The sequence below is a fragment of the Bradyrhizobium forestalis genome (genome assembly GCF_002795245.1).
Classification (GTDB): Bacteria; Pseudomonadota; Alphaproteobacteria; order Rhizobiales; family Xanthobacteraceae; genus Bradyrhizobium; species Bradyrhizobium forestalis.
Window position 1 is genome coordinate 1 of record NZ_PGVG01000038.1, and the last position, 14,572, is coordinate 14,572.

13 protein-coding genes and 2 tRNA genes are annotated in these 14,572 nt (G+C 61.6%); 4 read left to right on the forward strand and 11 right to left on the reverse strand.

What is annotated here, in order from left to right; translation table 11 throughout:
- Nucleotides 1-322: 322 nt before the first annotated feature.
- Nucleotides 323-976, reverse strand: coding sequence for a histidine phosphotransferase ChpT (gene chpT, locus CVM73_RS31130; protein ID WP_167407156.1), 654 nt, complete (start codon nt 974-976; stop codon nt 323-325).
- 185 nt (nt 977-1,161) lie between these two features.
- Here chpT and CVM73_RS31135 point away from each other — a divergent pair, with 185 nt between their 5' ends.
- On the forward strand, nt 1,162-1,989 hold the full coding sequence (locus CVM73_RS31135) for a 3'(2'),5'-bisphosphate nucleotidase CysQ family protein (protein ID WP_100235605.1): 828 nt from the start codon (nt 1,162-1,164) through the stop codon (nt 1,987-1,989).
- A 9-nt stretch (nt 1,990-1,998) separates the two neighbouring features.
- Here the strand turns inward: CVM73_RS31135 and CVM73_RS31140 are convergent, their stop codons facing one another.
- Nucleotides 1,999-2,484, reverse strand: a complete 486-nt coding sequence (locus CVM73_RS31140) for a YHS domain-containing (seleno)protein (RefSeq protein ID WP_100235606.1) — start codon at nt 2,482-2,484, stop codon at nt 1,999-2,001.
- Between the two features lie 139 nt (nt 2,485-2,623).
- On the opposite strand from CVM73_RS31140, the gene CVM73_RS31145 reads away from it, so the two are divergent.
- The 3 genes from CVM73_RS31145 (at nt 2,624) to CVM73_RS31155 (ending at nt 4,882) form a co-directional block, all read left to right on the forward strand.
- Nucleotides 2,624-3,229, forward strand: a complete 606-nt coding sequence (locus CVM73_RS31145; RefSeq protein WP_100235607.1) for a DUF1134 domain-containing protein — start codon at nt 2,624-2,626, stop codon at nt 3,227-3,229.
- Between the two features lie 120 nt (nt 3,230-3,349).
- Nucleotides 3,350-4,648 carry a coiled-coil domain-containing protein gene (locus CVM73_RS31150; protein WP_100235608.1) on the forward strand — a complete coding sequence of 433 codons (1,299 nt, stop codon included), beginning with the start codon at nt 3,350-3,352 and terminating at the stop codon, nt 4,646-4,648.
- A 159-nt stretch (nt 4,649-4,807) separates the two neighbouring features.
- Nucleotides 4,808-4,882, forward strand: a tRNA-Val gene (locus tag CVM73_RS31155).
- Between the two features lie 346 nt (nt 4,883-5,228).
- On the opposite strand, the gene CVM73_RS31160 is transcribed toward CVM73_RS31155, so the two are convergent.
- The 9 genes from CVM73_RS31160 to CVM73_RS31195 all read right to left on the reverse strand — a co-directional run bounded on the left by CVM73_RS31160 (nt 5,229) and on the right by CVM73_RS31195 (nt 14,570).
- On the reverse strand, nt 5,229-5,981 hold the full coding sequence (locus CVM73_RS31160; protein ID WP_100235609.1) for a hypothetical protein: 753 nt from the start codon (nt 5,979-5,981) through the stop codon (nt 5,229-5,231).
- Nucleotides 5,982-6,052: 71 nt separating this feature from the next.
- The gene (locus CVM73_RS31165) at nt 6,053-6,802 is read right to left on the reverse strand and encodes an abortive infection family protein (protein ID WP_100235610.1); all 750 of its coding nucleotides are present in this window, start codon (nt 6,800-6,802) and stop codon (nt 6,053-6,055) included.
- 17 nt (nt 6,803-6,819) lie between these two features.
- A tRNA-OTHER gene (locus tag CVM73_RS39855) sits at nt 6,820-6,923 on the reverse strand.
- 15 nt (nt 6,924-6,938) lie between these two features.
- Complete coding sequence (locus CVM73_RS31170) at nt 6,939-7,415, reverse strand: helix-turn-helix domain-containing protein (RefSeq protein WP_100235611.1); 477 nt, start codon at nt 7,413-7,415, stop codon at nt 6,939-6,941.
- 227 nt (nt 7,416-7,642) lie between these two features.
- Nucleotides 7,643-7,843, reverse strand: a complete 201-nt coding sequence (locus tag CVM73_RS31175) for a hypothetical protein (protein ID WP_146006687.1) — start codon at nt 7,841-7,843, stop codon at nt 7,643-7,645.
- A 284-nt stretch (nt 7,844-8,127) separates the two neighbouring features.
- On the reverse strand, nt 8,128-9,432 hold the full coding sequence (locus CVM73_RS31180) for an HlyD family type I secretion periplasmic adaptor subunit (protein ID WP_100235613.1): 1,305 nt from the start codon (nt 9,430-9,432) through the stop codon (nt 8,128-8,130).
- Nucleotides 9,429-11,192 carry a type I secretion system permease/ATPase gene (locus CVM73_RS31185; protein WP_100235614.1) on the reverse strand — a complete coding sequence of 588 codons (1,764 nt, stop codon included), beginning with the start codon at nt 11,190-11,192 and terminating at the stop codon, nt 9,429-9,431. Before CVM73_RS31185 ends, CVM73_RS31180 begins: the two co-directional genes overlap by 4 nt.
- A 185-nt stretch (nt 11,193-11,377) precedes the next feature.
- On the reverse strand, nt 11,378-13,645 hold the full coding sequence (locus CVM73_RS31190) for an alkaline phosphatase PhoX (protein ID WP_100235615.1): 2,268 nt from the start codon (nt 13,643-13,645) through the stop codon (nt 11,378-11,380).
- Between the two features lie 85 nt (nt 13,646-13,730).
- Nucleotides 13,731-14,570, reverse strand: a complete 840-nt coding sequence (locus CVM73_RS31195; protein WP_100235616.1) for a universal stress protein — start codon at nt 14,568-14,570, stop codon at nt 13,731-13,733.
- Between the last annotated feature and the right edge of the window lie 2 nt (nt 14,571-14,572).

The window sequence follows — 14,572 nt, forward strand, 5'->3', positions numbered from 1 at the left end:
AGGCGGAAGATGTTATCCAGGATCTTGGCGTTGTTCGGCTCCTGCTCGAACTTCACCAGCTGATTGTCCACGGTGTCCAGGCTCTCGCTGGTCTCCGTCAAAAACTCCCGCAACAGATCATCCATGAAAACAGGCCTTCATACAGGAAGGGCGCGCACGAGGCGTGATGCGCCATTTCGGAATGGGGCCAGCTTCACCGCAAAGCGTTTAATAATGGTTGAGTATGTGCAAAAGAACGGAACCAACAAAGAGATAAGGCGCTCCGGACAAGCCGAAGCGCCTCATAAAGATTCGATTAAGCAGCCGAGCGCGACGGGTATGTTTACGAAGCGCTAACGATGATGGCTTCGCCTTCGGGCGCAAGCGTCACCGTAAGTCCGCAGGACTGCGCGAGCAGCCGCGTGTAGTAAGGCTGGATTGCATGCGCATCCGCAGCCGGACCACGCTCGCCGCTCAAGAGCTCGGAGATGTTCTGCGGCAAGCGCGCATTGTGCCCGGTCGCTGTGATGCGGAAGCTCATCGTCTCGCCCTCGCCGATCGGATCAACCGTCAGCATGCCGCCGCGCGGGATCGTGTGCTGGGAAACGACCAGCATGTTGAGCAGCAGCTTGACGCGATTCTTCGGCAGCAGCAGCCGCGGCAGATTCCAGGTGATCGAGCACTTGCCGTCCTCGATGTGGCCGCGCGCCATGGTCTGGGCATCGCCGAGATCGATCTGGGCGCCGGAGGAGCCGGCGGCGCCGAAGGCAAGGCGGCAGAACTGGAGCCGGGCGGAGGCGGTCTTGGCGCTCTTGCGAATCAGATCGAGCGCGAACTCGCGATCCTCCGGCTTGGGATCGTCGTCGAGCACTTCGAGCCCGTTGACGATGGCGCCGACGGGGCTGATGAGGTCGTGGCAGACCCGCGAGCACAACAGCGCTGCGAGTTCGAGCATATCGGGAGCAGTAGCGGTCGCGGGCGACGAGGCGTCAGACATATAATGGGGTCCTGGAGGGTTCCTGGAATTGCACGGCGCTGGACGCCGCGAATCACGCATGCTTGACGGATGCTGCGGGTTCTAACATTCGCCAGCCGGTGGCAGCTAGCTTGCGATAGGTTCGAGGCGGCCATAAGAGCTGCGGGCGAATCAACCGAGAGGGCAGACTTGCCGATGAATGAGGCATGCAGGTGAGGATCATCGACGCCCAGGCCGCATCCGGATTGATGGAGCCGCTCACCGCGCTGGTGGTGAAGGCGGGTGAAGCGATTCTTGCCGTCAACCGCGCCGCCATGCGGATCGACGGCAAGCAGGACGGCTCGCCGGTGACCGAGGCCGACCTGGCCGCGGACCGCATCATCGCAGACGGCCTCGCACAGCTCGCCGGCGACGTTCCGACGCTGTCGGAAGAGCGGACCCAGCTCGCCGCCCCACCGTTCCAGGGCAGCTTCTTCCTGATCGATCCGCTCGACGGGACCAAGGAGTTCGTCGCCGGCCGCGACGAGTTCACCGTCAACCTCGCGCTCGTGACGGACGGCGTGCCGCTGCTCGGCATCGTCAGCGCGCCCGCGCTCGGACTGCTCTGGCGCGGCATCGTCGGCCGTGGCGCCGAGCGGGTGGCGTTCAGCGGCGCAAGCATCGGGGCGGCCGAGCCGATCCACACCCGCAAGCTGCCGACGCGAGGAGAACCCTGGGTCGCGGCGGTGAGCCGCTCGCATGGCGATCCCAAAAGCGAGGCGTTCATCGACAACAGGCCCAATGCCGTGAGGATGACGTGTGGCTCGGCCGTGAAATTCGGCCGGATCGCGGAAGGCAGCGCCGACATCTATCCCCGCTTCGGGCCGACCTCGGAATGGGACGTCGGGGCCGGCTGCGCGGTCGTGACCGCGGCTGGCGGCAGGGTGACCGACGGCAAGGGCGGCGAGCTCAGCTTCGGCCAGCGCAGCGCCACGGGCTTCATCATCCCGGAATTCATCGCCTGGGGCGACCCGCAGGCGGTAGGCTGCTACTGACCGAGCTTGTTACTGACCGAGCTGATCTCGGAGGGCCGGCCAGCGCTTGCCGACCTCATAGAGGAAGCGCTCGGGATCGGCGACGAAGGCGTCGCGATTGGCTTCCCGGCTGAACAAATACAGCCGCTGCGCCACGATCGCGAAGAAATGGGGATTGCCGGCGATGGTGACGCCGCGAGCGATATCGGCGGGGTCATAGCCGCCGAATTGCGGACCATAAATCTCGGGATGGGCCAGGAAGGAAGCCCGGTTGCCCTCGTTGCGGAAGCGCCAGACGGCACCCCAGAGATTCGCCTCGAACTCCGCCGTCCCCTGCACTGCGGTGCCGGCGACGAAATAAGCGACGGGGTCGAAACCCTCGATGGCAACGCCGGTGAAGCGGTTGACGACGATCCGTTCGGTGGTGGCGGCCTCGACCGGCAACTCTGGGCAGGCGAACCAAATGCCCGCCAGCAGGCAGACGAGGCGGCCGATCAAGGCAATTCCGGGGCGCAAAGGGCTATCTTCCTGCCGTTGTGCCGTCATAGTTGCTGCGGATAACATCCGAGTCGAGGGGACATTCGGCGCAACCTAGAGCCGTGCCTGTTGGCGTCAGGTTAAGGAAGCGACCGGTTTCGGTACCAGGGGTTCTTTTATGACTTTCGCATCACGCCTTGCTGCGCTCGCGCTTGCCGCGATGATCGGCTGGATCGTGCCGGCCTCCGCCCAGCAGGCGCCGCCGCCTAACCTGCCGCCGCCGCAGCGGACCCCGACGCCCAATACCTATGGGCCGGACGAGCTGGTGACCGCCGGCCACCGCTTCTTCGGCAACGTCTCGCGCGGGCTCGCCTCGATCATCGAGAAGGCGGTCAGCCAATGGGGCCTGCCGAACGGCTACATCCTGGGTGAGGAAGGCTCCGGCGCCTTCGTCGCCGGCCTGCGCTACGGCGAAGGCACGCTCTACACCAAGAATGCCGGCGACCTCAGGGTTTACTGGCAGGGTCCCTCGCTCGGCTTCGACTGGGGCGGCGACGGCGCGCGCACCATGACGCTGGTCTACAACCTGCCCGCCACCAACGCGATCTACCAGCGCTTCGGCGGCATCGACGGCTCGGCCTACATCATCGGCGGCTTCGGCATGACCGCGCTCACCTCCAACAACATCGTGCTGGTGCCGATCCGCTCCGGCCTCGGCCTGCGGCTGGGCGCCAATATCGGCTATCTCAAATACACCCCGCGGGCGACCTGGAACCCGTTCTAGGTCCTCGCCCTCCCATCCGCCGACCGATCAAGGTTAACGACAGAGCGGGGCTGGCTTTTTGCCGGCCCGCCATGGCATTGTCGTTGGTGAATTTTTCCTTAAGCTTGGGAGTTCTGGCCCATGGTCGAACCGATCATGTACCTGGCGATCGGTTTCCTGCTCTCGATGCTGTGCGGGCTCGCGATCGTGCCGCTGGTGCATAACCGCGCGGTACGCCTGACCACGCGCCGGCTCGAGGCCGCAACCCCGCTGTCGATGGCCGAGATCCAGGCCGACAAGGACCAGCTCCGTGCCGAATTCGCCATGTCGGCGCGGCGGCTCGAGATGAGCGTCGAGCAGCTCAAGAACAAGACCACGAGCCAGCTCGCCGAGCTCGGCAAGAAGAGCGACGCCATCAACCGCATGAAGATCGAGCTTGGCGAGAAGAACGCCACGATCTTCGCGCTGGAGGCGCGCGAGAAGGCGGTGAAGGAGCAGCTCCGCGCCACCGAAGAGGAATTCAGCGCCAAGACGGAAGCCTTGCGCCAGGCCGAGATCGCGCTGGCCGACAAGCAGGCCGAGCTCGCCAAGATCAACTCTGAACTCTCCGACCGCTCGATGATGGCGGAGAGCCGCCAGGTCGAGCTGGTCGCCGTGCGCGCGCAGATCGAGGCATTGAAGAACCGCGTCGGCGATGCCGAGAAGGAATTTGCCGCGACGCAAGCGCGCCTTACGCAGGAGCGGACCGAATCCGAGACCGCCTCGCGCGAGCTCGGCGAGGCCCGCGGACGCGTCGAGAATCTGGGCCAGCGCGTCACCGAGCTCGATCGTCAGCTGCTCGTGCAGGTCAAGGAAGCCGAGATGCTGTCGGGCCGCGTCGCCGACCTCGAGGGGCGCCTTGCCACGCAAGGCAAGCTGCTCGCCGAGCGCGACTATGAGAACAACCAGCTCCGCCAGGCCAACGAGAGCAATGAGCGCACCATTAAGGAGCTGCGCGTCGAGATCGCCGCCCTGAGCGGCGGCAAATCGTCGGCGGCCATGGAACAGCTGCGCGCGGAAAAGGCCGCGCTGGAGGAGCAGCTCCGCACCGCGCGCGACGAGCGCGCCAAGCTCCAGCGCGACATCAACGCGATCCAGCAGCAGGCGGAGAGTTCCTGGGCGACCGAGCGGATGGAGAACGCGCTTCTGCGCGAGCGCATCAACGACATCGCGGCGGAAGTCGCCAAGCTCGCGATGCAGCTCGAAGGCCCGAACTCGCCGATCGAGGCGCTGCTCGCGGCCGAGGCCGGCCAGCCGCCGAAGCCGGCGCCGCGCCCGGCCAATGATGCCGCAACCAATGGGGCGGCCGCCGCCAGCCTGCCCGAGGGCGGCGGAACGCTGGCCGAGCGCATCCGCGCGCTGCAGGCCCACGCCTCCCGCGCCCGCCAGCAGGGCGCGTAACTGGGCTGAAAAGGCGGTTTCCCTGGCGAATCACCGGATTGACGCGAGGTTTTCCGGACCTTGGGCGCCTGGAAACTTGACACCTTAAGCCCGCACTTCTAAATCGCGGGCTCCGATGTGCCGGCCGGCCGAAAGTCCGGCCGCCTGCATGATGGTCCCGGGCGCATAGCTCAGCGGGAGAGCGTTCCCTTCACACGGGAGAGGTCCAAGGTTCGATCCCTTGTGCGCCCACCATCCATCCTCTGGCTGCCTTTGGGGGCCAGAATCAAAAAATGTCGAAAACAACCCCATGCACAGTAGCCGACGTCAGTCGGATCAAGGGCTTGCGCTTTTCCGAATCCCCCTTGCTCCGTCGGGCAAAACAGGGGCATGATGGCATTGTCCCGGAGGCCTATCGGGATGCCGCGCACGAGCTCTGCCGCACGCCATCTACGAGCACATAGCTAAGCGGGAGAGCGTTCGCTTCACACGCGAGAGGTCCATTGTTCGTCCCAGTGCGCCCACCACTTCTCTTGGATCAAGATTTCTCTGAGTCTTTCCGTCCTGTGCCGCGTACCGCGTACATCTGCTCGCAGGAGAGCTAAAGTCCAGGACCTGTTATCGGCGGAATGTCAACTTTTACTGAGGCGATAGCGTCGTTCCATTGACCGCTAATCCATTGGATTTTCTCGAAGTAATTTGGGTTGTCGCGCGTGCTCCGTAATTTGGCCTGCAGGTTGTCGCGAATGTTGCGATAGTAGGTGACATCTTTGTTCACGTAAAATTCGTTTCCTCGCGAGTTGAATTTCGCGGCCGACACTTCGGCAACAACGCCATTCAGAAAGTTTACGAACATCATTCCGTCGCTGGCCTGGCGGACCGCGTGCCCGTGGCCGCATCGCTCCGCCGCATCCGATATTCGACTTTCCAAGACTACTCGTGGATAACGAGCTAACCTTGCCTCGTTTTCGTAAGCCCTAACGAGCGCCTCGCCAAAAATGATATCGCCGCTGTGATAGAGCGGCCCAAGAGTGATAGCCCCGCGGATCAAATAGTCTTCTGCAAGCAACTCAACGGTCAAGAGCTCGATTAAATCGAGTAGGATTCTAAGGCCACCTGGAGTTGGCTCGGTACTGAAGGCCATGGCATCTGAGATACTAATAGAGCGGAAGTCTTCCTGCCATGCGCTGTCTCCATGCCAACGACGATAGGGCGTTTGGATTTGCTTGAGTAGCTTGATTACCCGTTTCGGGGTGATGAGACCTCGATTAATGTCCTTCACAACCTCCTTGAAGCCGAGGACGTCAACGAATGCACAATATCGTTCATGATAGATGGGCTTTTCGAAATTCAATTTGTTCCGCCCTTTGCAAAGAATGCAAGCCGCCGAAATCTAGTCCGGAGTATTCGCTCGACGGTGTGATATTACGTGTTCTTTTCCTTCCAGGTCTGAACGATGAAAGTTGCCATCGTACCTGAGAGGTTGACGGCAAGTTGAGCGTGGCGGGCTGACGGCCGAATAGGTTTTCCGCCCTGTCCATGCGCGTCACCGATGCGATTGCGGAGCGACCCAAGTCCTTCAACTACGCTTGTGCACCCACCTAATATCCGCTTGAAGATATCTTCGGTGTGCTGGCTCGGAGCCAGCTTCAGCTCCGTTGCCACTGACTTGTAGAGTGCTGGCAAATCATCCCTTTCATTGTAGGTCCGGCCGCTCTCATCGAGAACGCGCTTGCAGACCGTTTCAAGTAAGGTTCTAGCGCTGGTGATCGCCCCTTCTGGGTCTCTATGACGCCGATTTAGGGCCTTCTCCCATACTATGTGCACGCCATCAGCGTCGAACGATGCGAGCGCATCAGATGCAACGGAGTCGACAGGCGAGCGATTCGTCCCTTCGAGGTAGTTAAACAGGGGAGACAACTCGCTGCGAACATGAAGACGGCGTGGCTCCCACGATTTGTCCACGCCCTTAATATACGACCAAAAATGATTGAGATCCCGGCATGTCCTAACAAAAGGCGGCAGCAGCGGCGCAAGGGTCGGATCCTGCATCAGCAGACCCCGCAGCTGGCTGTACATGCCCGAGCTACCGCGGTTACCCTCGCAGGCAGCGAGCAATATGCTCTCCATCATCTGTACCTGCTCCCTTGGGGAGTCCGGAATATCATCGAACATACCTGCCTCGTGGAAATTGGGCGCGGCTGCGGGACTTGAACCCGCACGCTCCTGCCTCTAGGTAGGTATTGCGAGACTACCCAGATCGAAAGCAGGGCTCTATCCTTTGAGCTAAGCCGCGATCTCGACGAGACGGTCAGCCAGCGCCGGCCGTCTCGAGTTTCTTTCTCCTGAGCCTCTTCTGCTCCTGCTCCTTCGTGAACTCGGGCTCAAGTGCCTTGAGCTTCTTGATCAGGCCGTTGAACGAATAGGCATTGTTGATCTGCCTTCCCTGTCCTGAGTATCTCGACTTCCGTTCGACTAACCCCAAATTTTCGAGCTCGGTCAGGTATCTCTGTATTTGCCGAGGCGTACGCCTCATCCGCCGAGCTATCGTATCCTTGGCAGGGTAAGGGTCGCGGTCCGCATCCCACCAGTGCTGAAAGATGTGCGCGAGCACATTGAACTGCATCGGTGTGATCTTCAGTTTTGCCTGGGCAAACAGGAGCAAGTTCGGACAGGACATATACCCGAACTTCGCTACTTGTGGCGTCCACTTGTCCTCCACGCGCCTGCCGTTCTTCTTCGGCTGGAGCTGGACGACGTTGCTTGCGGTCTGTGTTTTCGTTTTCATGATGCGAACATGCTCTCGTTGAAATGGACTTTCAATATGATGAAGCAGGGTAATGGGGAGACACCCATGTCCTGGCTACACTGGGTGTCTGTGTGCTAACTGTCCGCTGAGTGCTATTACGTGATAAGTGTTACTTCGTAGGACTTCTCTGCCTCGGGCGGAGAGACATCTATGTCGCTCCGGGGGAGACATCAATGTCGTCCCAAAAATATTGGATCGGTCAGTTTTCAGCGCTTCCAAGTGATAATCACGTCTTCATGGGACAGCCCGTCTTCCCACGAGAGTTGGATGCGGTGCGTGGTCGCCCCCATCCGGAAGACAAAAGCGCCAGGCCGATACAGCGCCTTGTCAAGACCGGTGCCGTTGATGTCATGGTCGGTCGCCAGCAGCGCGAACTCGAGGCCCTGTATGTCCAGGGTGATGCCCATGATCTCGTCGCCGCCGGTCCTCACCAGTGGGAGGCCGTCTCAACGAAAACTGCGAAAACAACGCCGACATCAGTCGGATCAATGGGTTACGTATTTTCTCTTTTTCCGAATTAGCGATTGACTCGTCGGGCAAAACAGCGGCAGGATGGCATGATCAGGGAGAGGCTCACCGGGCGGTCGGTCGAACCTGAGCTCTGCGTCATACGGCTCAGCGGGCGCAAGTCGGACGGCTTAGGGTCACTCACCATGTGCAGAGCTTGGCGGCCGATGGACACCGCCCCGCATCAACGCTCGCGGAACGCCCGGGCCACCTGGTCCAAGAGGGGCTTGGTGAAATACGACAAGATGCTGCGATCGTAGGTTTTGGCAAAGACTTCCGCCGGCATGCCGGGCACGAGCTTGACGGTGCCGAGCCGTGCCAGCTCCTCGGGCATGATCGAGACACGTACCGTGTAGTAATTCTGACCCGTACGTTGGTCCGGCGTCACGTCGGCGGAGATACGGCTGACCTTGCCCTCGATCTCCGGCGTCGTGCGCTGGTTGAATGCAGAGAATCGCAGGCTTGCCGATTGACCGACGTATAGCTGGTCGATGTCGGCCGGAGAAACCTTGGCTTCCACCATCAACAGGTCGGCTTCCGGCACGATCAGCATGACGGGATCGGCCGGGCTTACCACGCCGCCGACCGTATGGACGTTGAGTTGATGAACCACGCCATCTTGCGGAGCACGTATGTCAACCCGCTTCAGCTGATCTTCGGCCGTCACCTTGCGCTCGATGAATTCGCCAATCTTGCCGTCGATCTCGCGCAATTCCTTGGCAACCTCGCTGCTGAGATCCTGGTCGATCTGCAGGATCTGCAGCCCGATTTCGGTGACCTTGCCCTGGACCTGAGCCGTGGACGCGACCGACTGCGCGAGTTCGCCCTTGAGACGCGCGGCTTCGCGCTCCAGGAGGGTAAGACGGTTTATCTGGACGAGATTCTTCTCCCAGAGGCCGCGCACTCCGGTCAGTTCGCGCTGAATCAATTCGATCTCTTCCGCCTTGGCTTGCTGCAAAGCCGCATAGCCGCGGATCTCATCCTCGAGCTGCGCGATCCGCTGGCGAAGCTGGGATTTTTGGCCGCGACGCGCGGTGGCGCGCAACTCGAACAGCTTGCGTTCGCTGCCGAGCGCCGCGACGAATTCCGCAGAAGCGTTCTCGAGCAACTCCTGCGGAATGACGAGACTGTCGGCACCGTCTCGCTCGCTGGCAAGACGAGCCTTGCGGGCGCGCATCTCGTCCAGTCCCTTGGCATAGATGGCGAGGCCGGCACGCAGGGCGGTTTCGTCGAGCCGCACCAATGTCTCACCGGCGCGAACATGGTCGCCTTCGCGAACCATCAGCTCTCCAACAACACCGCCGGTGAGATGCTGGACTTTCTTGACATTGGAGTCGACGACCACCGATCCGGCGGCGGTGACCGCTCCCGACAGCTCGGTGGTGGCGGCCCAGCCGCCGATCCCCGCGGTCAGCCCCGCCGCCAGAACGACGCCGGCAAGCAGATGATGGCGCATGCTGCGATCTTCGCCGGATGTCGCGGTGGTCATGTGGATGCGGCCGGTTGTGGGACAACAACCTTGAACGGCGCGGCAGGCGGCCCAGCTTCCCGCCTCGCCACCAGCGACTGCACTTCCTCCTTGGACCCGAACGCCTGCTGCCTGCCATGGGCCATCGTCATGACGAAGTCCGCGGCAACCAGCGCGCTGGAACGATGTGCGACGATGACGACAACGCCGCCTCGGGCCCGAACGGAGAGAATTGCGCGCGTCAGGGCCTCCTCGCCCTCGATGTCCAGATTGGAATTGGGCTCGTCGAGCACGACCAGGAAGGGATTTCCATAGAGCGCGCGCGCGAGCGCAACGCGCTGCCTCTGCCCCGCCGACAATAGTGCGCCCTGTTCGCCGATCTGGGTGTTGTATCCATCGGGCAGGCTGACGATGAGCGGGTGGACGCCGGCGGCTTCGGCAGCGGCAAGGATCTGTTCCATCGAAGCGTCAGGTGCAAACCGTGCAATGTTCTCGGCGATGGTGCCCTCGAACAGTTCGACGTCCTGGGGCAGGTATCCAATGTGATTTCCCAGTGCGTCAGGCGACCATTGCTCGAGCGATGCACCGTCGAGCCGGATGACGCCGCGCGATGGCCGCCATGCGCCGACAAGGGCGCGCACCAGCGAGGATTTTCCCGAGCCGCTGGCGCCGACAATGCCAAGCCCGCTGCCTGCCTTCAGGTGAAAGCTGACATCGGCAACCAGGAGCTTTTCCGATCCAGGGGCCGCGACGGACAACTTGTCCACGACGAGGAATCGTGTCGGGGGCCGCAAAGGCAGTTTTTCAGGGGATGCTGGCAATGCCGCCATGAGCCCGGTGAGGCGCCGCCAGCTTTGGGCCGCGGCGATGAAATTCTTCCAGTTGCCGATCGTGACATCCACCGGTGCAAGTGCGCGACCGGTCAGGATGGAACTGGCAATGATGATCCCGCCGGATGCTTCCTGTCGAATGACGAGATAGGCCCCAACTCCGAGCACGGCCGATTGCAGCATCATGCGCAGCATCCGTCCGGTGACTCCGAAGCCTCCCGAGATATCGTTGGCGATCCTTTGCTGCCTGCGATGAGCATCGCCCAGCTTGCGCCATCGCTCCAGAAACCGGGACGACATCGACATCGCGATCAGGACTTCCGCGTTGCGACGACTGGCTTCCGCAAGGCGGTTGCGTGCAGCGGCATAGCTCGACGCCTTCCGGACGGATTGCCGCGACAGCCGATCGGTCACCAGCGTCAACATCACCAGCGCGAGTGCGCCGCCGAGCGCTGTCGTGCCAATCAGCGGATGGAAAGCAAAGCAGATGGCGAGGTAGAACGGCAGCCAAGGCAGATCGAACAGGGCAGGCAGACCGGAGCCCGACATCACCGATCGAATGGTGTCGACGTCGCGAACCGGCTGCAATCCGTCTCCGCCACTGCGTGTGCGAAGCGGAAGGCGAACCAACAAATCGTAGATGCGGTCACTGATGCGCCAGTCAATCTGGTTCCCGATGCGAACGAGCATTCGGCCGCGAACCACTTCCAATGTGCCCTGAAAGACGAACAGCAAGGCCGCAATGATCGTCAGGCCGGCCAGCGTGGATACGCTGCGGCCAGGCAGCACGCGATCATAGACCTCCAGCATGTAGAGGGAGCCGGTCAGGCTGAGGATGTTGATCAATCCGCTGAACGCTGCAATGCCCACCAGAGCCATGCGGCATGATCGAAGCGCGGCGCGCAGCTCCGATTCCACGTCCGTGGAAACGCCTGCTTGGTTAGCCAGCATCACACGCAATTACTCCGCGGCTTACGATGGGGTTGATCGTCTCGGACCGACCACGCTTCATCGAAGAAGCGATGGAGCTGCTTCTAACTGTCCATGATTCATGACAGCCGTTTGACAGCAGCAGAGGTGCGGGCCAGGAGCCCGGCACCTCCACATTGGGCGGTATCCTCGTCGGGCGACCGGCGTCAGACGAGATATTGGTGGATCAGCTGTAGCTGGCCACCTTCGACGAGCTCGCCTCCCACATTGAGGTGAGACTGCGTGTCGATCAGGTAGACGTTTTCCCCGGCGTTGCCGAGGATGTGCGAGACGTCGATGACCCCCGATGCCTCTTCGTCCTGGGTCAGGAAGTTTGCACCTCCCGTCACGAAGCGGCTTGCATCGTGCTGGGCGAGCTGTGTCAACGCGTCGGTCGCGGGATCGTATTGCCAGACCCTGCCGAGATGGGCGTTGTTGCCGACATCCTCGCAAAGAATGAGCTTGCCGTGCGAATCGACGGTGATGTTGTCGAGCATCTGCTGGCCTTCACTGCCGTTGAGCAGCAGCTTGATGGTGCCGCCAAGCTCGGGATGCGACGCGTCGGCGAAGTCCAGCGCCCACAGCTGGCTCGGCGCGTTGAACGCATTCGTCGTCACGAAGTAGAAGCGGTTGGGATTGAGGGTATCCCATGCGCCGTCCTCCGGCCGCAGGAAGGTCGTCACACCCGCAGCTTCACTGTCCGCGTCGATCTGCGCGCCGGTTTTGCCGCTGACATCGCCGAGGTCAATCATGGTGAAGGCGGACTTCTCGTCGGCACCAAGCGGACTGGTGTTGCTCTGCGCATTGTTCGCGGAACCCTCGAAGTCGGTGACGTGAATTCCGAGCAGATGGCCGCCGGTCAGCCCGGCTTTTTCGATGGCATTTCCGGTCGACTGCTTGGTGCCGGAATAGAAGTAGACTTGGCCGTTCTGGCCGTCATCCATCATGCCGACAACGGTCTTGTCCCCGGTATGCGCGTTGGCGACCACGTTCTCGTAGGCCATGTTGCCGAGCCAGGCCAGCTCGTAGCTGTTACCGTCCTGGGGGCCGCCGACGACATGGGCAAAAGCTCGTCCCTCGACGCCACCTTCTTCACCGTTGAGGTACAGCCTGCCGTCAAAGCCGAGCCCGGTCTGCGCATTGTAGAACGCGCCCGAATCGGCCAGATCGGCCGAACAGAACCGGTTGAACGTCACCGGGCTGCCGCCGGCGTTGTGGTCGACATAGGTGCCGCCCTCGTACATCCAGACGTCATGGATGAGATCCTTGCCCGACAGGACCTGCAGCGTCGTCTTGTCAACGACCCACTCCGACACGAACGCGCCGGTGCCGCCATGAGCGCGGGCAATGCCCGCGGCTGCGGGAAGTTCATGGTTCATCAGCACGGTGAAGGTGCCGTCGCCATTGTCGAACGCGCCGAGGCCGTCCGGAATGCCGGCCATCTTGTAGCCGTTCACGCTGTCGCCGGTCGTCAGCAACGACTCGGTGTAGACGTGGGAGTCGCTGCTGAGCAGGTAGGGCGTCTGTGAGCTCGACGCGCCCTTCACCTCATCGGACACGATGAACTGCTCGGCGTGAAGATCAGAAATGCGGGCATGCTCGATGATGAGCTTGTCGCCACCACCGAGATCGATTTGAACGTCGTGGCCGATCTGGCGCGCGGAATTGATCAGCGCCTGAAAGGACGGAATGTTGAAGTCGCGGACATCGACCCGGTCGCCGGCATCGAGATGCTCGATCGTGTCCACACCCATGCCCTGGCGAAACAGGAACTTGTCATTGCCCTGATCTCCGTCCAGTTGGTCCCGGCCCGCGCCGCCGATGAGCAGATCCCGGCCGCGGCCGCCATGCAGGTCGTCATTGCCATCGCCGCCGATCAGGGCGTCATTACCGCTCTCGCCGAACAGCGTATCGTTTCCCTTGCCGCCGTCGATCCAATCATTGCCGCGGCCGCCGAAGGCGATGTCATTGCCGAGGCCCGCGACGATGGTATCATTGCCCTGGAACCCAAAGATGACGTCGCTCTGATCCGACCCTTGAATGGCGTCGTTTCCATTGGTCCCGAACTTGAATTTCTTGAAAGGATGATAATCGCCGTGGTGGTGATGGTGCGACATGCTCTGCTCCCTGGCTGTTTGGCTTGGTACTGGCACGAACGCTCCGTTAACCAACGGCTGTGACGTTGGCGCGACATCGATATGAACGGGCCGTACCTGCGTTTGACTCGAACTGATTGTTCGGCGACTTGTCCGGCTAGGGGTTGGAAGCGCAGTGGGGCACAGCCGTCGACCAACTCCGCCCCAAGCTGTGGGCGGCCGGAATCGCAGCGATGCCTGGCCTCGCCTGGTACGCGCTAAGGCTTCGCCAGCTGCCGCAACGCGGGACCCGCTCGCGGATGGGAGCATCGCGCCGACGGACGGGACCTTTGCGCCCAACCGCCTCGGCCTCGTCGGTCACGCGGAGATACTGTCCAGGTGGCGCGGGATCAACCGCGTCGAAATTGCCATGATGCCCGGCGCTCTAATGAGCCATTAGAACAGGCAGATCCGCGTGCTCCAGGATATAGCTGGTTGCCCCGCCGAATATCATTTGCCGCAGCCGGGTGCGGGTGAAGGCTCCCTTGATCAAGAGATCGCAGCCTTCAGCTCTGGCGGCGTCGAGGACCGCCTCTCCGGTGTCGCGGTTCTCCAGTTCAACCCTTCTCACCTGGGCTGCAATGTCATTGTACCGCAGTTGCTGGACGATCTGATCGGCAGATGGTCCTGGCACTCCCTGGCCGCCAATAACGGTTAGGACCGATACCCTTTCGGCCAGACGAAGCAACGGCATGGCAAATGCGTTGGCCCGAGCTTGCTCGGTACTACCGTTCCAGTGGATCATGATGTTTGTCGCGATGCTTCTTGGTGCATTCAATGGCGTCAGCAGGACGGGCCTGCCGCTCTCAAACAGCGCGGATTCAATCGCGCGACGGTGAGGGCCCGCAGCATCAATGTCAGACCGTGCCATCACGATCAGATCGAAAGCGCGCCCATAACTTCCGACAAAGTCTTCGCCCTCAGGCGCGGTCTCCAGCCAGCTGAAGCATGGTCTATTCGATCCCGCAGTGGCTCGAGGAATATCGTGCTTCAGCATGAAGGCTTCGAAAAAATTGCGCATGTCGTTCAATTCGGCTTCGCTCTTTACCTCATACGACTCCAAGAGAATGCCGGTGGCCAATTCCGCGGCTGCATATTGAGGGATGCCGAACCGGAGCGGAAAGCCTTCGATATAGGCGCCGGAACGTTGCGCGAGGCGTACGGCGACCTCGAGCGTGGATGTCATCATCGGAATATTTTGAAGCGGGACCAAGAGCGTCTTCATTT